The sequence below is a fragment of the Pseudonocardia sp. N23 genome (assembly GCF_002583555.1).
Classification (GTDB): Bacteria; Actinomycetota; Actinomycetes; order Mycobacteriales; family Pseudonocardiaceae; genus Pseudonocardia.
On sequence record NZ_BEGX01000128.1, the window covers coordinates 161873 to 187468 of the forward strand.

The following is a 25596-nucleotide window of genomic DNA, read 5'->3' on the forward strand; positions in this document are numbered from 1 at the left end:
CGCTTCAACGATGTCGCCAACGCGTCGGGTTGGGAAGCCCCCGGTGACGGCTCGCGCTGCAGCGGTGCCGGTGCGTAACACCCGGGCGGCGGTGTGCGAGTGCAGGACTGCCCGATTCGCTGGTGTCGGGTGTCCGGCTCGGGAGGGCGATGGTGACGAGCGACGCGTCGGCGTCGGCAGATCTGCGGTTCCGCGACCTCGGCACACTGGAGGTCGAGCACGCGGGTGTGCCTGTCCCGCTGGGCGGTGGACGGCTCATGGCTGCACTGTCGTTGCTGCTCATCGACGCCGGCCGGCACGTCGGATCCCCCGCGCTGATGGCGGCGATGTGGGGCGACGTACCGCGGTCGCCGTCGACGCTGGACTCGCACGTCTGGCGGCTGCGCAAGGCCCTCGAGCCGGGACGCAGCCGTGGGGCGCCGTCGGAGGTGCTGCTGCACGAGACCGGCGGGTACCGGCTCGTCGTCAATCCCGGGTCGGTCGACTCACTGCGGTTCGCGCGGCTCGCCGACGACGCGCGTGCCCTGCTCGCCGACGGGCGGGCGGCGCAGGCCCGCGACCGCGCCGAGGAGGCGCTCGCGCTGTGGCGGGGCCGCCCGTTCGCGCCGCTGTCCGACGAGGAGTGGGCCGCCGCCGCCGTCGCGCGCCTCCAGGAGCAGCGCGACCAGGTGCGGGAGCTGCACGTCGAGGCGCTGCTGACGACCGGGGCCCCCGACCGGGCGCTGCTGGAGCTGGAGACGGCCGTCGCCGACAACCCGCTGCGGGAGCCGCTGTGGGCGCTGCGGATGCTCGCGCAGTACCAGCTGGGCCGGGCCGACGAGGCGCTCACGACGTACCGGCAGGTCCGGGACCTGCTCGCCGAGGAGCTCGGCATCGAGCCGGGGCCGCAGCTGCGCGACCTGCAGACCCGGATCCTGCGCGACGGCGCCGGGCCGGCGCGGCTCCCGGCGCCGCGGGCGGCCGAGGCGGAGGCGGCGGCGGGACCCGCCGAGGTCCGGCTGCCGCACCGGGTGTCGCCGATCGTCGGCCGCACCGACGAGCTGGCGGCGCTGTCCACACTGGTCACGACGACACCGCTGGTCACGCTCGTCGGCGCCGCGGGGTGCGGCAAGACACGGCTGGCGATCGAGGTGGCCCGGGCAGCCACGCCGGCCTTCGACGGCGGCGTCTACTTCGTGGACCTCACCGCGGCGACCGACGCCGACCAGCTCCTCTCCGCGGTCTCGACGACGCTGGGCCTCGCCGCGGAGGTCTCCGACAACCCGCGCGACGCCCTGGCCGCGGTCGTGCGGGCGCGGCGGCTGCTGCTCGTCCTCGACAACTGCGAGCAGGTCCTCGACCCGGTCGCCGAGCTGGTCGAGGACTGGCTCGACGTCCCGGGTGGCCCGGCGGTCCTCGCCACCAGCCGGGAGGCGCTGGAGATCTGGGGCGAGCACGTCCACCCGGTCGGGCCGCTGCCCCTGCCCACCGGCGACGACGACGTCACAGGTTCTCCCGCGGTGTCGTTGCTGCTGGACCGGCTCGCGGCGGCGGGCGCGGACGTCGCCGACCTCGGGGTGATCGGCCAGGCCGTCACGATCGCGGGGGCCGTCGACGGGGTGCCGCTCGCCCTCGAGCTGGCCGCCGCACGGGTGCGCGCGTTCAGCCTCGACGAGATCGCCCACCAGGTCAGAACGGACCCCAGCTCGCTGGCCCGCATCGGCCGCGGCAGCGACCATCACCGGACGGTCCGCGCCGCGATCGAGCAGAGCTACGCGATGCTCCCGGCCGACGAGGCCGCCGTGCACCGGTCCGTGTCGGTGCTGCCGGGGCCGTTCACCGTGGCGGCGGCGCACGCCGTCACCGGTGGTGCGCGTGCCGACGTGCGCGACGTCATGGCCCGGCTCGTGCACCGCTCCCTGCTGGTCCCGCTGGGTCCGGACCGGCCCGGGGGCCCGTCACGGTTCAGCCAGCTCGCGACCGTCCGCGGGCACGCCGCCCACGCCGCCGGCGATGGCGTCGCCGCGCGGGAACGGCGCGACGACTGGGTCTGCGAGGCGGTCCGCACGAAGCCGCGGCTGGGCCACGCCGCCGAGTCGGCCTGGTTCGACGCCCTCGACGACGACCTGCCGACGTTGCGCGCGACCCTGCAGCACCTGCTCGTCGACTCTCCCGGCCCTGCCGGGGTGGAGCTCGTCGCCCGGCTCGGGCCCTACTGGTACTTCCGGAGCAAGGGCATCGAGGGCCGGACCTGGGCCGAGCGCGCGCTCGGCCTCGAGGACGTCGCCGATCCGCTCCCGGCGGCGCTGGTGCGACTCACCCTCGCCCACCACCTCGCGGCGGCCGACCGCGTCGATCTCGCCGAGCCGCACCTGGATCGCGCGTTCGCGCTGCTCGACGACACGGGAGCCGGGACGAGCCGTGTCGTCGCCGAGGCCGCCATGTTGCTCGCGCACTCGCTGTTCGTCGCCGACGCCGCCGATCGGGGACGTGAGGTCGGGGCCCGGGTGGCCGCCGCGGCGGCTGCCGCCGACGATCCCGACCTGCGGCTGCTCGCCGACACCTGCGACGCCATGGCCGCCGGCAGCGCGGGCGATCTCACGGGGGTGGACCCCGGGGAGCTGCACGAGCGGGCGGTGATGCTCGGGAACCTGCACGTCGCCCTGCTGGTCTCGGGGATCGGGGTGATCGCGGCGATCCGCGCGGGCGACGTCGCGACCGGCCTGGAGTGGTCGGACCGGATGATCGGGCACAGGCTCGCCCTCGGCACGTCGGACGGGCCCGTCGCGCTGGAGCTCCGCGCGGTGCTGGCCGCGATGGCCGGCGACCACCACGAGGCCGTCCGGCTGTTCGCGGCGGCGCGCGCCCACGCGTTGCGCAACGGGCTGCGCTGGCCCGCCGTCGACGGGAGCGGGCCGCTGCTCGACCGGGCCGCGGCATCGCTGTCCGGCGGGGACGCCGACCGGGCCCGGGCCGAGGGCGCCCGGCTCACGCTGGCCGACGTGGGACGGCCTCGGGAGCGACGGGGACGACGGCCCGGGTGCGGCGCGCGCTGCGGCTGAGCCCGGTCTGGCGCGCGGCAGCGCGCAGCGCTGTTCGCTAGATCGGCCGGTGAGGCCGCGGCGGGCCACCCCGGCGGCGACGTTTCTGCTCGTACATGGCCTCGTCGGCGGCCCGCCAGGCACCCGGGAAACCGGCGACGATGCCGTACGGGGCGTGCCCGAACGAGCCCGACACCCCCGCGTCGGCGAGCGCCCGCGAGGCCCGCACCACCAGGTCGGCCCCCTGCTCCGGGGTGCAGCCCACGGCGATCACGCCGAACTCGTCGCCACCGAGGCGGGCCAGGACGTCGCCGGAGCGCACCGTCGACGCCAACGCCCGCGCGGCCCGCAGGATGTACTCGTCGCCGGCGTCGTGGCCCCAGGTGTCGTTGACGGCCTTGAGGTTGTCGAGGTCGATGCAGACGACGCTCGCCGAGTCGCCGAACCGGCGGAACCGGTGCTCCTCCTGCGTGAGGAAGCGGTTCCAGCCGCGGCGGTTGAGCAGGCCCGTGAGCGGGTCGACGTCGGCCTCCCGTCGGGCGATCTCCGCGGCCCGCGCCGCCGACGTCGCCCCCAGGTCGGCCTCGAGGACCGACGACAGCAGGCTCGACAGCAGGTCGAGCAGCGGTATGTGGGCGCGCAGGCTGTCGGGCTGCGTGGCCGGGTCGAACCCGCACACCGTGCCGAACAGCGACCCGTCGGGCCAGACGATGGGGGTGCCGACGTAGGCGCTGATGTCGAACGGGAGCGCCGCCGCGATGCTCGCGTAGGCGGGGACGTCACCGACGTCCGGCGCGATCCGGGGGGCGTGGCCCGCGACCATCGTGCGGCACATCGACTCGCTGAACGGCAGCGACGTGCCGTCAGTCACATCGTAGGAGTCGCCACGCACAGTGAGGACGAGCTGCCGGCCATCCACCACACGTGTGACGGCCCATGCACCCATCGGGATCGCCGCACACAGATAGTCGATCACCCGTGCACACGCCGTGTCGAAGCTCCGGGTCGGCTGCAGAGGCGGCGCCACCTGCAGTGACGCGCCACTGTGCGATCCCGTGGCCATCGTTGGGCACTGTAACCCGATCGGCTGGCACGTGTGCAGCAGGTCGCCCCCGAACGGACGAGAGCGCGCACCGGCGGATCACCGCTTGTGCGCGCTCTCGGGCCGTGCGGACCGGTCAGCTGGAGTAGTCGTAGCTGTCGTCGCAGCCGTACTTGTCGTCGTCGCACTTCGAGTACTTGTCGTCGCAGTCCCACTTGTCGTAGTCGTCGCAGTCGTTCTTCTTGTCGTAGCACTCCTCGTACTTCTCACGAGGCTCCCAGCAGTTCTTCTCCTCCTTGTGGCCATAGCCACCCCAGTCGCTGTCGTCGCGATCCCACTTGCTGTCCTTGCTGTGACACTGGCTCTTGAACATTTCGGGCCTCGTTTCCGTCTCGGGTCGTTCCGGTTGTCTCGGGTCGTTCCGGTTGTCTCGGGTTGTTCCCGCTGTCCGGGCCGTTGCTCCGGTGAACAGAACTTTGCCCGTTTGCGCAGGTCGGAGCGACCGTGCCGGCCCCCCACCCCGCGGAGCGGTCCCCCGTCTCCGACGGGGGCAGCCCCCACCCGGACCATTCGGCTCTCTCCGACCCACCGGCCCGTCGCCAGCGCCCGACCGGTGCCGGAACGGCGTGCGACCCCGAGCCGCGCGACGGTCGCCGGACGGGTGGCCACCGCGCGGCCGGGGTGCGTTCGTCGGCAGACGGCGCGAGCTGGAGCTGTTCCGCCAGGCCGTCGAGCTGCCCGCAGGCGTCGAACCGCCGTTCGCGGGCTCGTGCCGCACGACCTGGTCCACGACGTGCTCGTCGCCGACCTGCGCCGGCGCGACCCCGACCCGCTGGCGCGCCGCGTCCACCGCCGGCTGCTGCGTGCCGCCGCCGCGGGGTGGGACAACGCGGTCGGCGCCGACTCCGCAGACCCCCCGTTGGACCGGGCGTTCACTTGCCGTTCGCCGGCCGGTCCGGCAGCCGCCTCCCGGCTCGGGTCGCGGACCCGCCGCACCCCCGGGAGGATCACCGCACGCCGGGGCCGGTGGGCGGTCGGGGGGGTCTGCGCGGCCGGCCCCGGCGACCTCCCGCCGGTCCGGTCACCTCCCGCGCCGGGGTCAGCCGACGGCGTGGATCCCGCAGTCGGGCGCGACGAGCAGCTCCGCGGACGGCGTCGCCGGGCCGTTGACGAGCACCGGGCAGCGACAGCCGAGATCGACCGCCGCCCCCGTGCCGGGCCTCGAGTTGATCGGGATGTGCGCGCCACCGGCGACGCTCCCCCGCATGTCCTCCGGTTCACCCATGACGGTTCAACGAGGTCAGCGGCTCGCGCGTCACCGCCCACCCCTCGATCGTGTGGCGTGTCGCGACACCCACCCGATCGAGCCGGTCCCCTCCCGCCGCACCGCTGCCCTACGGTCGCCACATGACCGCGGACCCGCACCTCGTCGTCGTCGGGTACGTGTCGTCGACGATCATCGACCCGGCCACAGCCCCCAAGCAGGGCGACGAGGGCGGCGCCGAGGCGTGGATCGTGTTCGGCGACGAGTACCGCGAGGCCACCCGCGACCTGTCCACCGACACCGAGGTCCTGCTGCTCACCTGGCTGCACCGCGCCGACCGCGACACCCTCGTCGTCCACCCGCGCGACGACCCCGCCGCGCCCCTGCGCGGTGTCTTCGCCACCCGGTCCGCGGACCGCCCCAACCCCATCGGCCTGCACCGCGTCACGGTCACCGCCGTCGAGCCGGGCCGCATCCGGGTCGGCGACCTCGAAGCCGTCGACGGCACCCCGGTCCTCGACGTCAAGCCCGTGCTGACCGGAGAACGCTGAGACGTCCGACGAGTCCGAGGGACATCGTCGGTCCCGGATGGCAAGCTCGTCGGGTCATGAAATTTCTTGCTGCACCGGCCGGGCCGACCCCGTGACCACGCGCACCTCCTCCGGACTCGGGTTCGCCGTCGCCTCGGCGATCGCGTTCGGGCTGTCCGGGCCGTTCGCCAAGTCGCTGATCGACGCGGGTTGGTCGTCGTCAGGAGCGGTGCTCGTGCGCATCGGCGGCGCGGCGGCGGTGCTGCTGGCACTGCTCGCCGTGACCCGGCCGGGGGTGCTGGCCGCCCTGCGCGCCGACGGTCCGGCGCTGGTGGTCTACGGGGCGCTGGCGGTCGCGGGTGTGCAGGTCGCGTTCTTCAACGCCATCCGTTACCTGCCGGTGAGCGTCGCGCTGCTGCTGGAGTATCTGGGCCCGGTACTGGTCATCGCCTGGGTGTGGGTGGTGCGCCGGCAGCCACCGGGGCGGCGGACGATCCTCGGCGGCCTCGTCGCCATCGTGGGCCTGCTGCTCGTCGTGCAGGTGTGGTCGGGTGGCGCGCTCGACCCGGCGGGGATCGCGTGGGGCCTGGCCGCCGCGGCGTGCCAGGCCTCGTACTTCCTGCTGGCCGACCGGGCCACGGAGACGCCGCCGACGGTGCTCGCGGGGGTCGGGATGACGATCGGCACCGCCGTCGTCGTCGTGCTGGGCCTGGCGGGGGTGCTGCCGATCGTCGTGACCGCGCCGACGGCCGGTCCGGTGGTGCTGGCGGGCGCCGACGTGGGGTGGCCGGTCGCCGCGGCGCTGCTCGTCCTGGTGTCGACGGTCGTCGCCTACCTCACCGGCGTCGCGGCGATCGAGAGGATCGGCGCCGCGCGTGGCTCGCTCGTGGCACTGCTGGAGGTCGTCGTGTCGACCCTCGCGTCGTGGCTGCTGCTGAGCGAGCTCCCGGGACCGTGGCAGCTCGCGGGTGGGGCGCTGATCCTGCTCGGCATCGTGCTGACCCGTTCGGGACCGACGGCGGTGGCACCGGCGGACCTGCCGCCGATCGTCGACCCCGCCCCGCACGACGAGCGAGCGCCCGGATGAGCCCGACGACGACGGGCCTCGCCCTGGGGTTCGTCTCGGCGGCGTCGTTCGGGGTCGCGGGACCGGTCGCGAAGGCGCTGATCGACGCGGGCTGGTCGTCGGCGGGTGCGGTTCTGGTGCGCATCGGCGGGGCGGCGGTGGTTCTGGTCGTCGTGCTCGCCGTGGTCCGGCCGGGGGTGCTGGCGGCGCTGCGGGCCGACGGGCCGGCGCTGCTGCTCTACGGCGCGCTGGCCGTCGCGGGGGTGCAGGTCGCCTACTTCTCGGCGATGCAGTACGTGCCGGTCGCGGTCGCCTTGCTGCTGGAGTACCTGGGCCCGGTACTGGTGATCGTCTGGGTGTGGGTGGTGCGCAGGCAGCCGCCGTCGCGGATGACGGTGGCCGGCGCACTGCTCGCCGTCGTCGGGCTGCTGATGGTGCTGCAGGTGTGGTCGGCGGGGGCGCTCGACTGGCGCGGCGTCGCGTGGGGCCTGTTCGGCGCGGTGTGCTGGGCGTCGTACTTCCTGGTGGTCGACCGGGCGGGGGCGCGGACACCGCCGCTGGTGCTGACCGGTGTCGGCATGGTGATCGGGACACTCGTCGTCGTGGCGTGCGGGCTGCTGGGGATCGTCCCGATCGTCGTGTCGGTGCCGCCGACGGGGCCGGTCCTCCTCGGTGGTGCCGACGTCGGGTGGCTGCTGCCCGCGGCCGCGCTGGCGTTGGTCTGCGCGCTGCTGGCCTACCTGGCCGGGGTGGGTGCCGTGTCGCGTATCGGCGCGACCCGCGGCTCACTCGTCGCGTTGCTGGAGGTGGTGGCGTCGACGGTCGTGACGTGGCTGCTGCTGGACGAGCTGCCGGGTCCGTTCCAGCTGGCGGGTGGGGCGCTGATCCTGACCGGTGTGGTGCTGACGCGCGCCCGGCCGGCGGCCGACCTGCCCGCGAGAACGTGACGCGGGAACGCTTGTCCGCGACAGCCTTGCGCGGACCTGTCGATCGCGGGCCGCGTGTAGGTGGTGACAGCCCATCCCGAGCCTCCGCACCCGAGCCGAAGGAGCCGGCGACGCCGCGGTACGTGCTCGCGATCCAGCAGCCCGACGGACCGCCCCCGCCGCCGGAGGTCCTCGGCCCGATCATGACCGAGCTCGACCGGCTCGACACCGACATGCGCACCGCAGGCGTGTGGATCTTCACCGCGGGGCTCACCCCGGCTCCTGGCACCCCGACCGAGGCCGACGTCGCGGCCGTCTTCACCCGAGAGTACGGCCGCGCGGTCGCGATCCTGATCCGTGTCCTCGGCGACATCGACCTCGCCGAGGACGCGGTCCAGGACGCGTTCACCGAGGCGGTCCGCCGCTGGCCGGCCGACGGACTACCTGTCCTTTCGGGTAGTCCATGGCGTCGGTCACTCCGAAGTGGTGGCCGCGGGCGGTCGGCAACCCGGCCGGCACCGCCGGGATCGACTGGATGGAACTGCTCGTCCGGGTGCTCGTCGCCGCGCTGGGCGTGGCGCTGGTGCCGGGCCTCCACGGCCGCCGCCGTTCGCGGCTGCGCCTGTGACGCGCGTGCACCCGTGACCCGCTGAAGGGCCCGGAACGCCAGGAGACCCGGCCCCTGACGGGGCCGGGTCTCCTGTGTACGAGAGGGGTTGCCTCAGATGGCGCGAACGCCCTGGGCCTGCGGGCCCTTCTGGCCCTGGCCGATCTCGAACTCGACGCGCTGGCCCTCTTCGAGGTTACGGAAGCCGCTGCCGTCGATCTCGGAGTAGTGCACGAACACGTCGGCGCCGCCCCCGTCCTGGGCGATGAAGCCGAAGCCCTTCTCGCCGTTGAACCACTTCACGGTGCCCTGTGCCATCTAACTTCTCCTGAACTGTGATCTTCTAACGGGTTTCTCACCGATCCTCCTACGAGGACCGGGGTCATGCGGTGGAGCGAGCGAGCCGTTCCAGGCGCACCGGGGTGGGCCAACGGACCGAGTCGGCCCAGCGGAGCTTCTCGAACATCCAGATCACGCGCGCCGATATGTCGATCTGGCCCCGACGCACACCGTGTCTGGCGCACGTCGGGTCGGCGTGGTGGAGATTGTGCCAGGACTCGCCCATGGAAAGGATCGCAAGTGGCCACACGTTGGTCGAACGGTCGCGACTGACGAACGGACGGTCACCCAGGACGTGACAGATCGAGTTGATCGACCACGTCACGTGATGCAGGACCGCCACCCGGGCGAGGCCGGCCCACACGAATGCGGTGAGCGCGCCCCACCACGTCATGCTGATCAGACCTCCGAGCAGCGCCGGCATCAGCAGACTGACGAGCGTCAGCAGCCCGAAGCGACGGCTGACCCACATGATGTCACGGTCGGCGACGAGGTCGGGAGCGAACCGGTCGGCGTTGGTACGAGCCGGCTCGAACAGCCAGCCCACGTGGGACCACCACAGGCCACGCACGAGCGCGGCAGGTGAGGTGCCGAACCGCCACGGGGAGTGCGGATCGCCCTCCTTGTCGGAGAACGCGTGGTGGCGACGGTGGTCGGACACCCAGGTGAGGACGTCCCCCTGCAGCGCGAGGCTGCCGGCCACGGCGAGCGCGACACGCAACGGGCGGTTGGCGTTGAACGAGCGGTGGGTGAACAGCCGGTGGAAGCCGACCGTCACACCGAGCGCCGACACGAGGTAGAACCCCGCGGCGATGCCGATGTCGGTCCAGGTCAGCCCCCATCCCCAGGCGAGCGGGACGGCGGCGAGGACGCCGAGCATCGGGATGGTGACTGCGACGTACACGAGGGCGACGTCGCCGTGGGGGCGGCGCCCGTCGAGTATCGGTTTCGGGCCGCTGCCGGCGGGGGCCGGCGCGGTCACAGTTGACACGGTGGAGGTTTCTCCTCGAACTCGGAAAGCAGGCGACGTGCCGGTCAGGGTGCCCAGACCTCCGCGGCCCGAGGCCCCTCGGGGCCGTCGACCAGGGTGAACGCCACCCGGTCGTTCGGACGCAGGCTCTGGACGCCGCCACCGTCGATCTGTGATCCGGCGACCGGGACCTCCGTCCCGTCGTCCAGGGTGATCACACCGACGCCACGCCGGGAGTCGAACCAGGTCACGGTGCCGTCGACCATGCCGACCTCCTGTGGTGAAACGCCGAGCGGGTGCAGTTCGCGCTCCGCCAGGATGGCGGGCGTCGGACCGGTACTCGTCGACGGGTGTAGCGCTACGCTGTAGACGCTACGCCGTAGCGCCACGCTGTCAAGTCGGACCTACGGTGATCGGACACGGGCGGAACGGCGGGAAGGGCACCGATGACGGTCGACCGGACGGCGGGGGCCGGCGGCACCCCGCGGGGCGGTCGCGAGCCCGGACGCACCCGCCGCAGAGCAGCGCTCGACCGTCGGACGGTTCTGACCGAGGCCCTCCGGATGATCGACGAGCACGGCGTCGAGTCCTTGTCGATGCGTGGGCTCGGCCGTGCGCTGGGCCGGGACCCGATGCGCATCTACCGGTTCGCCGACAGCAAGGAACAGCTGCTCGACGGGGTGGTCGAGCTCGTCCTCTCCGAGCTGGAGGTGCCGTCGGCCGGCGACTCGGCCGACTGGGAGCACGTGTTGCGCCGCTGCGCGCACAGCTTCCGCGACGTCGCGCTCGCCCACCCGCACGCCGTCCCGTTGCTCGTCACCCGCCCGCTGGCCACCCCGCTCGGGCTGCGCCCGCTCGGCACGCTGCGCCCGCTGGAGGCCATCGTCGAGCTCCTCGTCGGGGCCGGGTTCGACCCGAAGGGCGCCCTGCACGGCTACCGGCTGGTGATGGGCTTCCTGCACGGTCACATCCTCAACGAGGTGCAGGAGCAGGTGGCCGACCCCGACGAGAGCGACGACCTGCTCCGCCTCGGCCTGCACCGGCTGCCCGTCAAGGACTTCCCGCGGCTGCGTGCGCTGGCCCACGAGCTGGCCACCTTCGACGGCCGCGCCGAGCTCGACGAGGGCCTCGACATCCTGCTCGCGGGGCTGCGCCAGGAGCTCGCCGCGAGCGTCTGAGCGTCGTCGCCGTCAGCGCACCTCGCGACCGGCGGCACGGGCCGCGTCCAGGAAGGCCTCGACCGCAGGTGGTCGCCCGTCCGGGTGGTAGGCCACCCCGAGGCTCAGCTGCGGGCGCGGACCCCGCAACGGCCGGTAGACCACCCCGTCGCGCGGCAGCCGTTGCGCCGCCGACGCGATGAACCCGATGCCCACACCTGCGCTGACCAGGGCGATGATCGACTGGGCCGGGTGCGCCTCCATGGCGATCGTCGGGCTGAACCCGGCGTCCTGGCACAGCCGGACGATCGTGTCGTAGAGCTGCGGTGCGATCTGGCGCGGGAAGAGCACGAGCCCCTCGCGGGCCAGGTCGGCGAGCTCGAGGTCGGCGCCCTCGGCGAGCCGGTGGCCGGCCGGCAGGGCCATGTGGAACGGCGGGCGCGCCACCACCTCCGTCGCGAAGGCCGGGTCGTCGAGCGGCGGATGGACGAGCCCGACCTCGATGTCGCCGATGCGCAGGGCCCGTTCCTGCTCGGCCGTGGTCAGCTCCCGCACGACGAGCCCGACACCGGGCAGCCGTCGCCGGAACGCGACCGCGACCTCCGGGTACATCACGTAGAGGGCCGGCGAGGTGACCCCGACCGTCAGCTGGCCGATCTCACCGCGGTCGGTGCGCCGGGCCAGCGAGACCGACAGGTCCATCTGCCGGATCGTCCGGCGGGCCTGTTCGAGGAAGACCTCCCCCGCCGTGGTCAGCGCAACGGAGCGCTTGCTGCGATGGGCGAGGCGGACGTCGAGCTCGCGTTCGAGCCGGGCGATCTGCTGGCTCATCGCCGGCTGGCTGATGTGGCAGCGCTCGGCGGCCCGGTGGAAGTGCAGCTCCTCGGCGAGCGCGACGAAGCACTGCAGCCCGAAACGGTCCATCCGGCGAGCATCCAGTAATAACGAGTTCCGATCAATTGATCCGAACAAAGAGTTGGAGCCGATCACCGCAGGCCCCTACCGTCGTCGCGACCCTGATGGACGGCACGAAGGAGACCGACGATGCAGCTCGAGGACCCGGGTGCCATCACGGTCACCGGCGTCGAGACGCTCGTGGTCAACGCCCAGCTGCGCAACTGGATCCTGGTGAAGGTCCGCACGAACGTCGACGGCCTGTACGGCTGGGGCGAGGCGAGCCTGAACTGGAAGACCCGCGCGGTCGTCGGCGCGATCGAGGACCTCACCCCGATGATCCTGGGCCGCGACCCCCGCGACATCGCGCAGTGCCTGCGCGTCATGACCAAGCACAGCTACTACCGGCTCGGCGTCATCGGAGCGACCGCGATCAGCGGTATCGAGCACGCGCTCTGGGACGTCTTCGGCAGGTCCGCCGGGCTGCCCGTCTGGGGGCTGCTCGGCGGGCGCACCCGCGACGCCGTTCGCGTCTACACCCACCTCGGCCTGGGCGACATGGCGTCGGTCTACGACACCGTCGACACCGGGGTGATCCGGGAGAAGGCCACGAAGGTCGTCGAGGCGGGCTACGACGCACTCAAGGTCGTCATCGTCCCCTACGGCCACCACCTCACCGTCGCCGCCGAGCGCCGCCACGTCGACACGATGATGGCGACGCTGCGCGACACCGTCGGCCCCGACGTCGACGTGATGATCGACTTCCACGGCCGGACCGCGTCGGTCGCCGCCGCCCTCCAGTACATCGAGGTCCTGGCTCCCTACGACCCGCTGTTCTGCGAGGAGCCCGTCCAGCCCGGCGACACCGAAGCGCTGCGTGCCGTCACGGCCCGCTCCCCGGTCCCGATCGCGACGGGCGAGCGCCTGGTCAGCCTGCGCGAGTTCCTGCCGATCCTCGCCGCCAAGGCCGTGCACGTCGCCCAGCCCGACCTCAACCACACCGGCGGCCTGCTCGAGGGCAGCCGGATCGCCGCGCTGTGCGACGTCGAGGGCGTCGGCGTGGCCCCGCACAACCCCAACGGCCCCATCGCCGGCGCCGCGGCGCTGCACTTCGACGTGGCCACCCCGAACTTCGTGATCCAGGAGGAGATGACTGGCGCGGTGAGCTGGTACGACGACGTGGTCTCTACCCCGATGACGAGGGTCGGGAGCCACTGGCAGGTACCGACGGCACCCGGCTTCGGCGTCGAGGTCGACGAGCGCGAGGCCGCGAAGCACCCCTACGAGCCGGAGGTGCCCCACTCGAGCTCCGCCGTGCTCGCCGACGGAACGGTGGTCGACTGGTGAGGCCCGCCCCCCGCACGTTCGACCACCCCGGCGGACTGCACAACCAGACCCCGCGGCGCGTCGTGTTCGGTCCCGGCAGCGTCGCCGGACTGCGCGACGAGGTCACCCGTCTCGGTGCGTCGCGCGCGCTCGTCGTCACCACACCCGGGCGCACCGAGCTGGGCGACCGGATCGCGGGCGAGATCGGCGACGTCTGCGCCGGGCTGCTGCCCGAGGCCGTCAGCCAGGTCCCGATCGAGCTGGCCCGCCGCGGGCGCGACAAGGCCGTCGGCATGGGCGCGGACTGCCTCGTCGCGGTCGGCGGCGGCGCCGCCACCGGGCTGTGCAAGGGCATCGCCTACGAGTCCGGGCTGCCGATCATCGCCGTCCCGACCACGTACTCCGGCTCGGAGATGACCGGCTACTGCGGCATGACGATCGACGGCGTCAAGCGCATGCACGAGAGCCAGTCGATGCGCGCGTCGACGGTGGTCTACGACGCCGAGCTGTCGGTCTCGCTGCCCCCGGCGGTGAGCGCCGCGAGCGCGCTGAACGCGTTGGCGCACTGCATCGACGTCGTCGCGCTCTCCAGCGTCAGCCCGCTGATCGTGCCCGCCGCCCTCGAAGGCGCCCGCGTCCTGACGAGCACGCTGCCGCGGCTGCTGGCCGACCCCTCGAACCTGTGGGCGCGCAACGAGATGCTCTACGGCGCCTATCTCGGCGGGGCCGCTCTGACCGGCGGGTTCGCGCTGCAGCACGCCGTCGCCCACATGCTCGGCGGCAGCTTCGGCGTCGACCACGGCGTTGCCCACGCCGTCGTGCTCCCCTACGTCACCGCGGTGCTCGTCGCCCGCGCCCCCACCCCGCTCGCCCGGGTCGCCGAGGCCGTCGGCACCGACGACCTCCCCGGGTTCGTGTGGGACCTCGTCCACGACGCCGGACTGCCCGTGACCCTCGCCGACGTCGGGCTCGACGCCGCCGACAGGGCCCGCGCGATCGAGATCTCGGTGTCGGCCGACGACCACTCGAACGACGCGTTCCTGCACCCCGACACCCACGACCAGAACCGTGCCGGCAACCCCGTCCCCGTGACGGGCGACGTCGTCGCGGAGATCATCGACGCCGCGACCGCGGGTGAACGGCCGTGAGGGTCCTCCTCGTCGGCGAGGCCGCCGAACACGAGGCGGACCTGCGCCGCACCCTCGACCCCTCCGTCGAGACGGTCGCGCTGCCCGCCGACGCCGCCACGACCGACACCCACGACGACGCGATCGACGTCGACGACGTCGTCGTGTCGCTACGACTGCGCCGGAACGGGGCGCCCCTGCCCCCGTTCCGGCTGCTGCACGTCCCCGGCGCCGGGCTCGACGGCATCGACCTCGACGCGCTGGACCCCCGCACCTGCGTCGCCAACGTCTTCGAGCACGAGATTCCGATCGCCGAGTTCGTTCTGGCCAGACTGCTGGAGTGGGAGATCCGGGCCGCCGACATGCAGGCCGCGTTCACCCCCGGCACCTGGGCCGAGCGCTACCGGCACCGCGTCGAGCACGGTGAGCTGCACGGCCGCTCCCTCGCCGTCGTCGGGTACGGCCGGATCGGCCGCGCCATCGCGACGCGGGCCGCTGCCTTCGGCATGCGGGTCACGGCGGTCGACGACCGCGCCGCCGGCCACGACTTCGCGCAGGTGGTGCCCACATCCCGGCTGCGCGACGTCGCCGCCGGGGCCGACCGGCTCGTCGTCGCCTGCCCGCTCACCGAGCAGACCCGCGGCATGGTCGATGCCTCCCTCCTGGACGCGATGCCGTCGGACGCGGTGCTGGTCAACATCTCCCGGGCGGAGACCGTCGACGAGCAGGACCTGTGGGACGCGCTGCGCCACAACAGGATCGGCGGCGCGATCCTCGACGTCTGGTACCGCTACCCCACCGCGGCCGACCCGGACCCCGCGCCGGCCGCGCACCCGTTCTGGGAGCTTCCGAACGCCTGGTGCACCCCGCACTCGTCGGCGTGGACCCGCTCCCTCGCGCGGCGCCGCTACGCGGTGATCGCCGACAACATCGAGCGGCTGGCGTCGGGACGCCCGCTGCGCAACACCGTCCGCAACGGCGTGACCACCGGCTCGAAGAGGAGCACACAGTGAGCACAGCAGCGAGCAGTGCGGCGACCAGGGAGCAGGTGTGGGAGGAGTCCCGCAGCCGGCTCATCCCCGGCACGGTCGTCGGCAGCCTCATCGAGTGGTACGACATCGCGATCTACGGCCAGGCCGCCGCCCTGGTGTTCGGGACGCTGTTCTTCCCCGAGTTCTCCAGCACCGCCGGCCGGGTCGCGGCGTTCGCGACCTTCGGCGTCGGATACTTCGCGCGACCGTTGGGCGCCATCATCTTCGGGCACCTCGGCGACAAGTACGGGCGACGGTTCTCCCTCGTCGGGACGCTGCTGCTGATGGGCATCGCGACCGTGATCATCGGCTGCCTGCCCACCTACGGCTCCATCGGCATCGCCGCCCCGATCCTGCTGGTCCTCTGCCGGCTGCTCCAGGGCGCGGGCGTCGGCGCCGAGTACGTCGGCGCGGTGACGATGGTCGCCGAGTTCGCGCCGGCGAAACGGCGCGGCTACTACGCGGCCCTGCCGGCCTGCGGCGTCTTCCTCGGCATCGGTCTCGCCGCCGCCGTCAGCGCCACGGTCTCGACGCTGCCCAAGGACCAGCTGCTGAGCTGGGGCTGGCGAATCCCCTTCCTGCTCAGCATCATCGTCGTCGGCCTCGGGCTCTTCCTGCGGCTGCGCGTTCCCGAGTCGCCGGTGTTCGCCGACCTCAAGAGCGCCCACGCCCGCACCAAGGTCCCCGCGCTGACACTGATCCGCGCGATGGGCGGCCGACTGCTGCTCGTGATGGTCGCCAACAGCGTGCTGGCGTTCAACATCTACGTGATCCAGACGTTCGCACTGGGCTACCTCACCGACCGCGACGTGCCCAAGAGCACGACACTGGTCGCGCTGCTCCTCGGCTGCGCCGTCGGCGCGATCGCGATCCCGTTGGTGGGCAAGCTGTCCGACCGGGTCGGCCGCAAACCCGTCTACCTCGTCGTCTGCGTGCTGTGCGCGGTCACCGCGTTCCCCTTCTTCTGGCTGATCGACACCGGCAACACCGCGCTGATCATGATCGCCTTCGCGATGGCCTTCGGCAGCTGCCTGGCCATGTTCGGCTCGCAGGCCGCCTACTACGCCGAGCTGTTCCCCGCGGCGTACCGGTTCAGCGGCTTCGGCCTGGGCCGCGAGATCCCCGGCGCCCTCCTCGCCGGGCCCGCGCCCGTCATCGCCGTCGGGCTCCTGGCCGCCGCCGGTGGCGTGCCGTGGCTGATCGCCGCCGCGATGGCCTTCCTCGCCGTCGCGAGCTTCGTCGCCGTCCTCGCCCTGCCCGAGACCAAGGGGGTCGACCTGACCCCGATCCACGAGGCCCCCGGGTCCGACGACCTCGCGCCCGCCGCGGGCGGGACGTCGTGAGCGCACCGCTGCTCTCCACGACGAGCCGCGCGCCATGTTCCGGCGCTGCAGATGCCCTACCCGTCCACCAGGATGCCGATGCCGCTCCACATGATCGGCTGCGGGCTCGGCGGTGAACCCGATCGCGACGTTCTGACCGCGCTACCGATGCGCCGGACGCCGCTCCGGCCCGCGGTCAGCGCAGCTCGGGGAACGCGACCTCCGAGACCGCGACCCGGTCCGACGCCGGCTGCGTCCCCACCGGCTGCCCGGGGTCCGAGGTCAGGATCGTCAGCGTCACTGTCGACGTCTCCGCCTCGGGGAAGCGGATCGTCTGCGGGTCGCGCCGCGTGGGGGACGAGTCCAGCGACACCGGCGTCGCCGGGCCGGACCCGGTGTCCACCGTCATCGACGTGATCCGCCGGTTCTGCACGTAGCGGTCCGACCCGTCGCCCGGATCGATCTTCGCGTAGCCGGGCACGATCGTCAGCTGCGACACCCGCTGCGATCCCGGGAGCCGCAGCACCAGCTGCCGACCCGCGCCGTCGCCGTCGCAACGCCACGCGGTGTCCAGCCGGCCGTCGACGGCGTTGCCCGGGTCGAAACCGGTCGGCGTCCCGTCGGAGGCACGGCTCGGCGCCGAGGTGCAGGTCGCCGACGCCTGCAGCCCGCTCACCGGCAGGGTCGGCGGCGGTATTCCCCCGCCTCCGGCCATCACGCGCGACCCACCCGCCTGCGGGCTCGCCTGCCCCACGACCGACGTCGTCGGTCCGCCACTACGCAGCAACAACGCCCCCGCGACCGCGGCGCCCAGGACCAGCAACACGACGACCCCCGCCGCGATCCGGGCGTCCCGGCCCGCCTGCCGGGGTCCGGGCGCGTTCATGCGGCAGCTCGTCGGACGGGCACACGGTCACGGCTCACGGGGACTCCCGGCGGTCGGAGGCGGCCCCGACTCTACGACCGGGAGGTGACGACGACCACGTCCACGCGATCGGCCCCGAACAGGGCAGGACACGGGCCGATGATCGGGGCAGGATCGAGGAGTCGCGACGAGGAGGTCCACGACCGTGAAGACGACTGCTGCGGTGCTGCACGAGGTCGGCAAGCCGCTCGAGATCGAAGAGCTGGATCTCGCCGCGCCCGGCGAACGAGAGGTGCTGGTGCGCTGGACGCACACCGGCCTCTGCCACTCCGACCTGCACATCCAGCAGGGCGACATGGGCGCCTGGCTGCCGATCGTGCTCGGCCACGAGGGCGCGGGCGTCGTCGAGGAGGTGGGCCCCGGGGTCACCCGGGTCAAGCCCGGCGACCACTTCGTGGCGTCCTTCCTCCCGACCTGCGGCACCTGCCACTGGTGCTCCATCGGCCGACAGAACCTCTGCGACATGGGCGCGTACACGATGCGCGGACACCTGCCGTCCGGGCACTGGCCGCTCTCGGGCAAGGCCGGCCGCTACGGCGCGATGTGCATGGTCGGCGCCTTCGCCACCTACGGCGTCGTCCACGAGAGCTCGACCATCCGGATCGAGCCCGAGTTCCCGCTCCAGGTCGCGGCGCTCGTCGGCTGCGGCGTCCCCACCGGGTGGGGGTCGGCCGTCAACTCCGCCGACGTGCGGCCCGGCGACACCGTCGTCGTCTACGGCATCGGCGGCATCGGGATCAACGCCGTCCAGGGCGCGCGGCTCGCCGGGGCGCGCCACATCGTGGCCGTCGACCCGACGACCCTCAAGCGCGACGCCGCCATGAGCCTCGGCGCGACGCACGCCGTCGCCACCGCCGAGGAGGCGTTGGAGCTTGCCAAGCAGCTCACCCGTGGCGTCGGCGCCACCTCCGCGATCATCACCGTCGGCAACGTGACGTCCGACGTCGTCGACGCCGCGTTCGAGGTGATCAGCAAGTCCGGGACGGTCGTGATCACCGCGCTCGCCCCCTTCAAGGACAAGACGATCTCGCTGTCGGGCACCGAGGCCGTGCTGTGGCGCAAGACGATCCGCGGCAGCCTCTTCGGCGACTGCAACCCGACGACCGACATCCCCCGCCTCCTCGAGCTCTACCGCGACGGCCAGCTCAAGCTCGACGAGCTGCTCACCCGCACCTACACCCTCGACCAGATCAACGAGGGCTACGAGGACCTGCTGGCCGGCGAGCTCATCCGCGGCGTCATCGTCCACGAGCACTGAGCCCGGCCGCCCCCGCCGTGTTCCCGGGCGACGGTGTGGTCGAGATCAGCGGCCGCAGCCCGGCGGCGACATCCTGGGAAACGGCAGGACACATCGCGAGGCCCGGACATGATCCGCAAGCGAAGCCGGCGGCTGGTGGATGCGGTGACACGAGGGAACGGCCCGGCGTCGCGGGCACCCTCGCCTCACCGCATGACGACTCACTCGGCGTACCGCGCCGAGGCATTCACAGCTCCGTCGCGGAGTCCCCGCCGGCCGGGTCCCGTCCCGCCCGGGCACCTTGTACGGGTCGCTACCACTCGACGTCGTCACGCCTCGCCCGGTCGAGCGCTGAGGGCCACCAGACCCGCGAGCCCACGTCGAGGGTCAGGGCGGGGACCAGCACCGAGCGGACGAGGAGCGTGTCGACCAGCACTCCGACAGCGACGAGGAAGGCGATCTGGACGAGGAAGAGGATCGGCAGCACGGCGAGCGCCGCGAAGGTGGCCGCGAGCACGACGCCCGCCGACGTGATCACCCCGCCCGTGACGCGCAGGCCGCGGACCACACCCACCCGGGTCCCGAACTGCCGCGTCTCCTCCCGCACCCGGCTCATCAGGAAGATGTTGTAGTCGACACCCAGAGCCACCAGGAACACGAAGGCGAACAACGGGACACTGGGATCGGCGCCGGGCAGGTCGAGGACGTGGTTGAACACCAGGGCCCCGATGCCGAGGGTCGCGGCGAAGGACAGCACCACGGTGGCGATCAGCAGGACCGGCGCGACCACCGAGCGCAACAACAATGCCAGCACGAGGAACACGACGACGAGCACTGCCGGGACGACGACCCGCAGGTCACGCGTGGCGGTGTCCTGGGTGTCGAGCTGCGTCGCCGTGACGCCGCCGACGAGTGCGGACGCCCCGGGCACCGTCGCGAGGCTCCGTCGCAGCTCGCCGACGGTCGCGACGGCGGCTTCGCTGTCCGCGGGGTCGGCGAGCACCGCGTCGAGCTGCACCCGGCCGTCGACGACGCGGTCGGAGCCACGCTGGACCGAGACGATCCCCGGCACCGTGCGGGCGGCGTCGACGACCTGGTTCTCGGTCCCCGCCGCGACGACGACGACGGCCGGCGACCCCGTGCCGCCGGGGAAGTGCCTGCTCAACGCCTCCTGGCCCTGTACGGAGTCGACCGCCGACTTGTCGACGAAGAAGTCGGACTGGGCGACCCCGGACGCCTGGAACTGGGGGACGAACGCGGCCAGCACCCCGAGCGCGAGGGCGGTCACGATCCACAGCCGGCGCGGGCGTCGGCCGACGGCGTCGGCGATCCGTGCCCACAACCCGCTCGCGGACTCCGGGTGTCCCGCCCGTGGGCGGAAGGGCCAGAACGCCGCGCGCCCGAACAGCAGCAGCGCGGCGGGCAGGAAGGTCAGCGCGGCGAGGACCGATGCCACGATGCCGAGCGCGGCGACCGGGCCGAGGCCGCGGTTGGAGTTCAGCCCGGACAGCAGCAGGCACAGCAGTCCCAGGACGACTGTTCCCGCCGACGCCAGGACCGGCTCGACGGTGGCTCGCCAAGCGCTGGACATCGCCGTCCGGGTCGACTCGGTGCGGCGCAGCTCTTCGCGATACCGGGCGATGAGCAGCAGCGCGTAGTCGGTGGCCGCCCCGACCACCAGGATGAACAGGATGCCCTGGGTCTGCCCGGACAGGGTGATCAGCCCGGCGTCCGCGAGCAGGTAGACCGCGATCACCGCCAGGCACAGCGCCAGACCCGCCGACAGCAGCACCAGCACGGGCAGCAGCGGGCTCCGGTAGACGACCAGCAGGATCAGTGCGACCACGCCTGCGGCGACGGCGAGGAGCAGGCCGTCGATGCCGGCGAACGCCGCGCTCAGGTCGGCGGCCAGTCCGGCGGGGCCGGTGACGTGCACGGTCAGTCCCGCGGGGAGGTCCGCCGCCATCGTCTCCCGGAGCTGCGGGACGGCCTCGTCGAGACCTGATCGCGCCTGCGCGGGGTAGGAGGCGATGAACTGTGCGGCAGCCCCGTCCGCGGACGGGATCACCGGGGAGACGGCTTCCACGTCGGGCGACCGGGAGGCCTCCGCGGCGCGGGCGCGGATCGTCTGCAGGTCGGACGCCGTCAGCCCGCCCGGACGCTCGTAGACGACGACTGCGGGCAGCGGCCGGGCGCCGGTGAAGCGCTCCTGTTCCTTGGCCGCCCGGGTCGACTCGGCGTCCGCGGGCAGGAAGGTGCTGCTGTCATTGGTCTGGACCTCACCCAGCCGCCCCTGGAACGGGCCGCCGACGGCACCGACGGCCAGCCACACCACCAGCACGAGCGCGACGGCCGGCCACAACCGCCGCACCCGGGGCGCGCCCGGTCCGCGGTCGCCGGGAGGACCCGGGGCCGTCACGGAGTCGTCGCCCGTCGTCGAACGTGACGATTCACCGGCAGCTGGACACACCTCCCGGATACTAGGGCGGACCGGCGGAGCCGGCCTGTCCACCGGTCCGCAGTCCTCAGCAGGCAGTCCTCAGCAGGGCAGGGTCAGCAGGGGCCGGCCGTCGCCGGTACGGATCTCCACCTCGGCTAGATCGGCCCGTTGGATCGCGGTGGCCCCCTGGACGGTGGCGCGCCCGCTGGGCGTCGCACCCCACGATGCCGCGACCTCGGTGCGGCCGTCGTGAGAGGTCGCGTAGGCCTGGTAGGTGCCGGCGGGCGGCAACCCGGTGAGGGTGAGCTGCAGGGCCGTTCCCCAGGTCTTCGCCTCCAGCACACCCGAGCCCGTGGCGCCGGTCCCCGCGGCCGCGGCCATGGGCGTCGGGGCGGGGCCCGTCGTCATCAGCGGTACGACGGCGACCCCCAGCCCCGCGAGGGCTGCGACGGCGGCGGCGGCGGTGAGCACCTGCCACCGTCGGACGGTCCGTCGCTCCCGGCGGCGCTGCTCACCGACGACACGCAACGTGCGCTGCAGCAGCTCCGGCGACGGGGCGGCGAGCCCGTTGCGGGCCTCGTCCGGTGCCAGTCTGCCGAGCAGGCCGGGCAACGGGGCGAGGGAGGCGAGCTCGGCCCGGCAGTCCGCGCAGGTCGCGAGGTGGCGGTCGACGGCGGAGCGTTCCGCGGGCGCGAGGCTGCCGAGCAGGTAGGCGCCGAGCTCCAGCCGCATCGGATCGTCGCCGGTCACTGCGTCGCCCCCAGTTCTTCCAGCGCCAGCCGCAGCGCCCGCAACGCGTAGTAGGTCCGGGACTTGACCGTCCCCCGGGGGATGCCGAGCCGGGCCGCGGCGTCGGCGACGGAGCGGCCCTCGTAGTAGGTCTCGATCAGGACGGACCGGTGCTCGGGGGAGAGCCGGTCGAGGGCCGCGGTGACGGTCCAGCGCTGTACCGCCTGGTCGAGGGCGTCGTCGCCGGGTGCGACGGTGGAGTCGAGGGCGGCCTCGTCGGACACCGTCCGGGGCCGGGCGCGAGCGGCGCGCCACTGGTCGGTGACGAGGTTGCGGGCGACGGTGAACATCCAGGCGCGCAGCGCGGCGGGGTCGGCGTCGAGGAGGTCGGCGCGGCGCCAGGCCCGGACGAGCGTCTCCTGCACGATCTCCTCCGCCCGGCCGGGGTCGCCGGTGAGTTTGAGCGCGTAGCCGTGCAGCGGGCCGCCGAGCTGCTCGTAGAGCGTTCGGAGGTACTCCTCCGCCGGGTCCGGCGGACGGCGCAACGCGGTCACCTCCTCCAGACGGTTCGCGGGACCGACCGGTTCACCCTGCCCGACGTTCCGTGGGGAGGGCCCGGACCGTGCGACCGGCGGGCCCGGGGAGGATGACGACGTGACGGGGTCGGGACTCGACGAGCAGGTCGCGCTCGTGATCGACACCCTGCGCGACCGCGCCTCGCGCACGGCGGGCGGGACCCGGCTCGTCACCGTCGACGGCTTCTCGGGGTCGGGGAAGTCGCGGATCGCCGACGCCGTCGGCCGGGCGCTGGTGGCGCCGGTCCTGAGCCTCGAGGAGATCTACCCGGGCTGGGACGGGCTCGCGGCGGCGGTTCCGTTGGCGGTGGAGTGGATCGCCCGGCCGTTGGCGGAGGGCCGGCCGGCGCGGTGGTGGCCGTGGGACTGGACGCGTGGGGCCCGGGCGGGGGCGCGTGAGCTGGCGCCGGTGCCGGTCGTGCTGCTGGAGGGCTGTGGCGCGGGGGCGGCGGCGTTGCGTCCGTTCACCGACGTCGCGGTGTGGGTGGACAGCGCCCGGGCGACGCGGGAGCAGCGGTTGCGGGCGCGCCCGGACTGGCCGGGGTACGCGTCGTTCCGGGAGCGGTGGGCGGCGCAGGAGGACGCCTGGCACGCCGGGGAGCGCACGGCCGGGCACGCGGACCTGGTCATCGCGAACGGCTGACGCAACACCTGCGACCGGCTCCGGCGGTTCCGCGTCGGCCCGGCGGCCGCGTCCGGCACGATTCGGTGTGTGACGACGACCGAGCACCCGGCCCGGGTGAACTCGCTGTACGCGTTCGCGGCCCTGCTCGTCCTGGCTCTCGTCGCGCGCCCGTGGATCGTCGACGCGCTCGCGGCGCCGGTGGTGCGCACGGTGGCGACGGTGTTCGTCGCGATCTGCGTGCAGGCGTTGCCCTTCCTCGTGCTGGGGGTGCTGGTGTCGGGGGCGATCGCGGCGTTCGTGTCGCCGGCGGCGCTGCGCCGGGTGCTGCCGAACCGGACGGGGGCGGCGGTACCGGTGGCTGGGCTCGCGGGCCTCGCGTTGCCGGGGTGCGAGTGCGCGTCGGTCCCGGTGGCACGCAGGCTGATCGGGCAGGGCGTCCCGGAGGCGGTGGCGCTCACGTTCCTGCTGGCCGCGCCCGCGGTGAACCCGGTCGTCCTGGTGGCGACGGCGGTCGCGTTCCCCGGCGAGCCCGGCATGGTGGTGGCGCGGGCGGCGGGGTCGTTGGCGACGGCGTGCGTGATGGGCTGGTTGTGGCAGCGGGCGGGCCGGGCCGAGTGGATCGCGGCGCGGGTGCGCACCCCGGCACCGCAGGGCGGCAACCGGTGGGCGGTGTTCGCGGAGTCGGCGCGGCACGACCTGGTGTCGGCGGGCGGGCTGCTGGTGGTCGGGGCGCTGGTCGCGTCGTGCCTGTCGGTGCTGGTCCCGGCGTCGTGGACGGCGGGGCTGGCCGACGATTGGCTGCTCGCGGTGCTGGTCATGGCCGCGCTCGCGGTGGTGCTGGCGTTGTGCAGCGAGGCCGACGCGTTCGTCGCGGCGTCGCTGTCGGCGATGCCGCTGGTCCCGCGGCTGGTGTTCCTGGTCGTCGGGCCGGCTGTCGACGTCAAGCTGGTCGCGCTGCAGGCCGGCACGTTCGGCCGGGCCTTCGCGGCCCGGTTCGCACCGGCGACGTTCGTGGTCGCGGTGCTGTGCGGCCTCGCGGCGGGCGTCCTCGTGCTCGGGGTGCGCTGATGTGCAGGGGTGAGCGCTGATGCGGCGGGAGACCCAGCACGCGGTGCTGTTCCTGCTCGGCGCCGCGCTGGTGCGGATCGCCGTCGACGACACGTTCCTGCGCTACGTCCGGCCGGCGCAGCGGTGGTGGCTGATCGGCGCGGGCGGCGTGATGGTGGTGCTCGCCGTGGTGGCGACGGTCCGCGACGTCCGCGGCCGGGCCGTCCCCGCCGCCGACGGCCACGACCACCGCACCGGCCCGTCGCCCTGGTTGCTGGTACTGCCGGTCCTGGTGATCGCGCTCGTCGCACCACCGGCGCTGGGGGCGGACGCGATCGCCCGGCACACCCCGACGGCCACCGCAGCGGCCGTCGACGTCCCCCGGTTGCCTCCGGGTCCTGCCGAGCTGGGCGTCGCGGAGGCGGTCGCCCGGTCGATCGACGGCTCGCTGGGCGACGGCCGCGACCTGACCGTGACGGGCTTCCTCGCCCACCGCGACGGCGACGTCGTGGTCGCGCGGATGACGATCGCGTGCTGCGCCGCGGACGCGCGCCCGTACACGCTGCGGGTCACCGGGGCCGGGGTGGCGCAGCTGCCCGTCGACACCTGGGTTCGGGTGCGCGGCACGGTGGTCGCGCAGGCGGCGAAGGACAACCGGTGGTCGCCGGGCCTCGACGTCACGGACCTCACGGTGGTCCCCGCTCCGGACGACCCCTACGAGTACTGAATGCTCAGTCCGACCGCAGCGCGACCCGCGCCGACACGAACGCGGCCAGCACGGCGAGCAGGACCGCGATCACCAGCCCGGTGACGACGACGGTGCCCGATCCCGGCGGCCCGCCCGACGTCAGCGCCCGCACGACCGTCCCGACCGGCGGCAGGTGCGACTGGGTGCCCGTCACGACGACGACCGTGCCCGCCGCGAGCAGCGACCACCCGACCTTGCCGATGACGGGCCGCGCGCACAGCAGCCCGACGGCGGTGCCGGTGAGGGCGCAGACGAGGTGCCCGCCCAGGCCGAGGGCGACGACCGGCAGCGGATGCGGGTAGTGCGTCGCGACCACGGGCCATACGACGGAGATCAGCGACAGCAGGACGTCTCCCGCGACGGCCAGCCCCAGCACCCCGCCGACGACCCGGCCCACCCCGCCCGCGGCGACGGCCGTGACGTGCCGCTGGATCGGGTCCTCGGTGTTGGCGACGACGATCCCCAGCCACGCCGCGATCGGGTAGAGCGCGAGCGCCGACGCCGCCCAGGGCGCCGGGAGCGGGCCGGGGTCGCCGCCGAACAGGATCGCGAGCAGCGCGGCCTGGATGATGATCGGCACGACCGCCCGCTGCGAGCGGTACAGGTCCGACAGCAGGAACCGGGAGACGGCGACGGTGCTCACGGCCGC

Annotated in this window: 26 protein-coding genes and 1 pseudogene; 15 read left to right on the top strand and 12 right to left on the bottom strand. The window is 73.6% G+C overall.

What is annotated here, in order from left to right:
* Positions 1-149 precede the first annotated feature (149 nt).
* Positions 150-3041, top strand: coding sequence for a BTAD domain-containing putative transcriptional regulator (locus tag TOK_RS28855; RefSeq protein ID WP_098961142.1), 2892 nt, complete (start codon positions 150-152; stop codon positions 3039-3041).
* A 37-nt stretch (positions 3042-3078) separates the two neighbouring features.
* On the opposite strand, the gene TOK_RS28860 is transcribed toward TOK_RS28855, so the two are convergent.
* The 3 genes from TOK_RS28860 to TOK_RS28870 form a co-directional block, all read right to left on the bottom strand.
* The gene (locus TOK_RS28860) at positions 3079-3891 is read right to left on the bottom strand and encodes a diguanylate cyclase (RefSeq protein WP_253258707.1); all 813 of its coding nucleotides are present in this window, start codon (positions 3889-3891) and stop codon (positions 3079-3081) included.
* 307 nt (positions 3892-4198) lie between these two features.
* Positions 4199-4435, bottom strand: coding sequence for a hypothetical protein (locus TOK_RS28865; RefSeq protein ID WP_098961144.1), 237 nt, complete (start codon positions 4433-4435; stop codon positions 4199-4201).
* 726 nt (positions 4436-5161) lie between these two features.
* Positions 5162-5347, bottom strand: a complete 186-nt coding sequence (locus TOK_RS28870; RefSeq protein WP_098961145.1) for a hypothetical protein — start codon at positions 5345-5347, stop codon at positions 5162-5164.
* A 122-nt stretch (positions 5348-5469) separates the two neighbouring features.
* Between TOK_RS28870 and tsaA the strand changes: the two genes are divergently transcribed.
* The 5 genes and pseudogenes from tsaA (at position 5470) to TOK_RS28890 (ending at position 8476) form a co-directional block, all read left to right on the top strand.
* Positions 5470-5877 (top strand): tRNA (N6-threonylcarbamoyladenosine(37)-N6)-methyltransferase TrmO, encoded by a 408-nt coding sequence (gene tsaA / locus TOK_RS28875; protein WP_098961146.1) that lies wholly within the window; start codon positions 5470-5472, stop codon positions 5875-5877.
* Positions 5878-5968: 91 nt separating this feature from the next.
* On the top strand, positions 5969-6943 hold the full coding sequence (locus tag TOK_RS28880) for a DMT family transporter (protein WP_098961147.1): 975 nt from the start codon (positions 5969-5971) through the stop codon (positions 6941-6943).
* On the top strand, positions 6940-7869 hold the full coding sequence (locus TOK_RS28885) for a DMT family transporter (RefSeq protein WP_098961148.1): 930 nt from the start codon (positions 6940-6942) through the stop codon (positions 7867-7869). The genes TOK_RS28880 and TOK_RS28885 overlap by 4 nt, the downstream gene beginning before the upstream one ends.
* Before the next feature lie 233 nt (positions 7870-8102).
* A pseudogene (locus tag TOK_RS34555) lies at positions 8103-8294 on the top strand (hypothetical protein); the annotation flags it as partial.
* 17 nt (positions 8295-8311) lie between these two features.
* Positions 8312-8476 carry a hypothetical protein gene (locus TOK_RS28890; RefSeq protein WP_216362135.1) on the top strand — a complete coding sequence of 55 codons (165 nt, stop codon included), beginning with the start codon at positions 8312-8314 and terminating at the stop codon, positions 8474-8476.
* Between the two features lie 93 nt (positions 8477-8569).
* Here TOK_RS28890 and TOK_RS28895 read toward each other — a convergent pair whose 3' ends face one another.
* The 3 genes from TOK_RS28895 to TOK_RS28905 form a co-directional block, all read right to left on the bottom strand.
* Positions 8570-8773, bottom strand: coding sequence for a cold-shock protein (locus TOK_RS28895; RefSeq protein WP_098961149.1), 204 nt, complete (start codon positions 8771-8773; stop codon positions 8570-8572).
* Between the two features lie 64 nt (positions 8774-8837).
* Positions 8838-9785 (bottom strand): acyl-CoA desaturase, encoded by a 948-nt coding sequence (locus tag TOK_RS28900; protein WP_098961150.1) that lies wholly within the window; start codon positions 9783-9785, stop codon positions 8838-8840.
* A gap of 44 nt (positions 9786-9829) precedes the next feature.
* Positions 9830-10030, bottom strand: coding sequence for a cold-shock protein (locus TOK_RS28905; RefSeq protein ID WP_098961151.1), 201 nt, complete (start codon positions 10028-10030; stop codon positions 9830-9832).
* Between the two features lie 180 nt (positions 10031-10210).
* On the opposite strand from TOK_RS28905, the gene TOK_RS28910 reads away from it, so the two are divergent.
* Positions 10211-10942, top strand: a complete 732-nt coding sequence (locus TOK_RS28910; RefSeq protein WP_098961152.1) for a TetR/AcrR family transcriptional regulator C-terminal domain-containing protein — start codon at positions 10211-10213, stop codon at positions 10940-10942.
* 12 nt (positions 10943-10954) lie between these two features.
* Here TOK_RS28910 and TOK_RS28915 read toward each other — a convergent pair whose 3' ends face one another.
* Complete coding sequence (locus TOK_RS28915; protein ID WP_098961153.1) at positions 10955-11845, bottom strand: LysR family transcriptional regulator; 891 nt, start codon at positions 11843-11845, stop codon at positions 10955-10957.
* Between the two features lie 120 nt (positions 11846-11965).
* Here TOK_RS28915 and TOK_RS28920 point away from each other — a divergent pair, with 120 nt between their 5' ends.
* The 4 genes from TOK_RS28920 to TOK_RS28935 are packed head-to-tail and all read left to right on the top strand — an operon-like array spanning position 11966 to position 16642.
* Positions 11966-13162 (top strand): enolase C-terminal domain-like protein, encoded by a 1197-nt coding sequence (locus tag TOK_RS28920; RefSeq protein ID WP_098961154.1) that lies wholly within the window; start codon positions 11966-11968, stop codon positions 13160-13162.
* Complete coding sequence (locus TOK_RS28925) at positions 13159-14289, top strand: maleylacetate reductase (protein WP_172457844.1); 1131 nt, start codon at positions 13159-13161, stop codon at positions 14287-14289. Before TOK_RS28920 ends, TOK_RS28925 begins: the two co-directional genes overlap by 4 nt.
* The gene (locus TOK_RS28930) at positions 14286-15281 is read left to right on the top strand and encodes an NAD(P)-dependent oxidoreductase (protein ID WP_141566603.1); all 996 of its coding nucleotides are present in this window, start codon (positions 14286-14288) and stop codon (positions 15279-15281) included. Before TOK_RS28925 ends, TOK_RS28930 begins: the two co-directional genes overlap by 4 nt.
* Complete coding sequence (locus TOK_RS28935; RefSeq protein WP_172457845.1) at positions 15278-16642, top strand: MFS transporter; 1365 nt, start codon at positions 15278-15280, stop codon at positions 16640-16642. The genes TOK_RS28930 and TOK_RS28935 overlap by 4 nt, the downstream gene beginning before the upstream one ends.
* Before the next feature lie 175 nt (positions 16643-16817).
* Here TOK_RS28935 and TOK_RS28940 read toward each other — a convergent pair whose 3' ends face one another.
* On the bottom strand, positions 16818-17507 hold the full coding sequence (locus TOK_RS28940) for a hypothetical protein (protein WP_098961156.1): 690 nt from the start codon (positions 17505-17507) through the stop codon (positions 16818-16820).
* A 184-nt stretch (positions 17508-17691) separates the two neighbouring features.
* Here TOK_RS28940 and TOK_RS28945 point away from each other — a divergent pair, with 184 nt between their 5' ends.
* A complete protein-coding gene (locus TOK_RS28945; RefSeq protein WP_098961157.1) occupies positions 17692-18804 on the top strand; it encodes a Zn-dependent alcohol dehydrogenase in 1113 nt (370 codons plus the stop codon).
* 292 nt (positions 18805-19096) lie between these two features.
* Here the strand turns inward: TOK_RS28945 and TOK_RS28950 are convergent, their stop codons facing one another.
* From TOK_RS28950 to TOK_RS28960, 3 genes are all read right to left on the bottom strand, one after another.
* Positions 19097-21202, bottom strand: coding sequence for an efflux RND transporter permease subunit (locus tag TOK_RS28950; protein ID WP_172457846.1), 2106 nt, complete (start codon positions 21200-21202; stop codon positions 19097-19099).
* 120 nt (positions 21203-21322) lie between these two features.
* Positions 21323-21973, bottom strand: coding sequence for an anti-sigma factor (locus tag TOK_RS28955; RefSeq protein ID WP_098961158.1), 651 nt, complete (start codon positions 21971-21973; stop codon positions 21323-21325).
* Complete coding sequence (locus TOK_RS28960; RefSeq protein ID WP_098961262.1) at positions 21970-22497, bottom strand: sigma-70 family RNA polymerase sigma factor; 528 nt, start codon at positions 22495-22497, stop codon at positions 21970-21972. The genes TOK_RS28955 and TOK_RS28960 overlap by 4 nt, the downstream gene beginning before the upstream one ends.
* Before the next feature lie 109 nt (positions 22498-22606).
* Here TOK_RS28960 and TOK_RS28965 point away from each other — a divergent pair, with 109 nt between their 5' ends.
* The 3 genes from TOK_RS28965 to TOK_RS28975 all read left to right on the top strand — a co-directional run bounded on the left by TOK_RS28965 (position 22607) and on the right by TOK_RS28975 (position 24926).
* Positions 22607-23170, top strand: a complete 564-nt coding sequence (locus TOK_RS28965) for a hypothetical protein (RefSeq protein ID WP_098961159.1) — start codon at positions 22607-22609, stop codon at positions 23168-23170.
* Between the two features lie 123 nt (positions 23171-23293).
* Positions 23294-24220, top strand: a complete 927-nt coding sequence (locus TOK_RS28970; protein ID WP_374754944.1) for a permease — start codon at positions 23294-23296, stop codon at positions 24218-24220.
* A gap of 19 nt (positions 24221-24239) precedes the next feature.
* Positions 24240-24926 (top strand): TIGR03943 family protein, encoded by a 687-nt coding sequence (locus TOK_RS28975; RefSeq protein WP_098961161.1) that lies wholly within the window; start codon positions 24240-24242, stop codon positions 24924-24926.
* Positions 24927-24930: 4 nt separating this feature from the next.
* On the opposite strand, the gene TOK_RS28980 is transcribed toward TOK_RS28975, so the two are convergent.
* A partial coding sequence (locus TOK_RS28980) for a hypothetical protein (protein ID WP_098961162.1) occupies positions 24931-25596 on the bottom strand: 666 nt, incomplete at its 5' end.

Excerpts from the sequence above, each read along its gene's own strand:
- TOK_RS28865 (WP_098961144.1), bottom strand. The coding sequence starts at position 4,435 with ATGTTCAAGAGCCAGTGTCACAGCAAGGACAGCAAGTGGGATCGCGAC.
- TOK_RS28885 (WP_098961148.1), top strand. The coding sequence starts at position 6,940 with ATGAGCCCGACGACGACGGGCCTCGCCCTGGGGTTCGTCTCGGCGGCG.
- TOK_RS28920 (WP_098961154.1), top strand. The coding sequence starts at position 11,966 with ATGCAGCTCGAGGACCCGGGTGCCATCACGGTCACCGGCGTCGAGACG.
- TOK_RS28895 (WP_098961149.1), bottom strand. The coding sequence starts at position 8,773 with ATGGCACAGGGCACCGTGAAGTGGTTCAACGGCGAGAAGGGCTTCGGC.
- TOK_RS28855 (WP_098961142.1), top strand. The coding sequence starts at position 150 with ATGGTGACGAGCGACGCGTCGGCGTCGGCAGATCTGCGGTTCCGCGAC.
- TOK_RS28940 (WP_098961156.1), bottom strand. The coding sequence starts at position 17,507 with ATGAACGCGCCCGGACCCCGGCAGGCGGGCCGGGACGCCCGGATCGCG.
- TOK_RS28890 (WP_216362135.1), top strand. The coding sequence starts at position 8,312 with ATGGCGTCGGTCACTCCGAAGTGGTGGCCGCGGGCGGTCGGCAACCCG.
- TOK_RS28905 (WP_098961151.1), bottom strand. The coding sequence starts at position 10,030 with ATGGTCGACGGCACCGTGACCTGGTTCGACTCCCGGCGTGGCGTCGGT.
- TOK_RS28915 (WP_098961153.1), bottom strand. The coding sequence starts at position 11,845 with ATGGACCGTTTCGGGCTGCAGTGCTTCGTCGCGCTCGCCGAGGAGCTG.
- TOK_RS28870 (WP_098961145.1), bottom strand. The coding sequence starts at position 5,347 with ATGGGTGAACCGGAGGACATGCGGGGGAGCGTCGCCGGTGGCGCGCAC.
- TOK_RS28975 (WP_098961161.1), top strand. The coding sequence starts at position 24,240 with ATGCGGCGGGAGACCCAGCACGCGGTGCTGTTCCTGCTCGGCGCCGCG.
- tsaA (WP_098961146.1), top strand. The coding sequence starts at position 5,470 with ATGACCGCGGACCCGCACCTCGTCGTCGTCGGGTACGTGTCGTCGACG.
- TOK_RS28910 (WP_098961152.1), top strand. The coding sequence starts at position 10,211 with ATGACGGTCGACCGGACGGCGGGGGCCGGCGGCACCCCGCGGGGCGGT.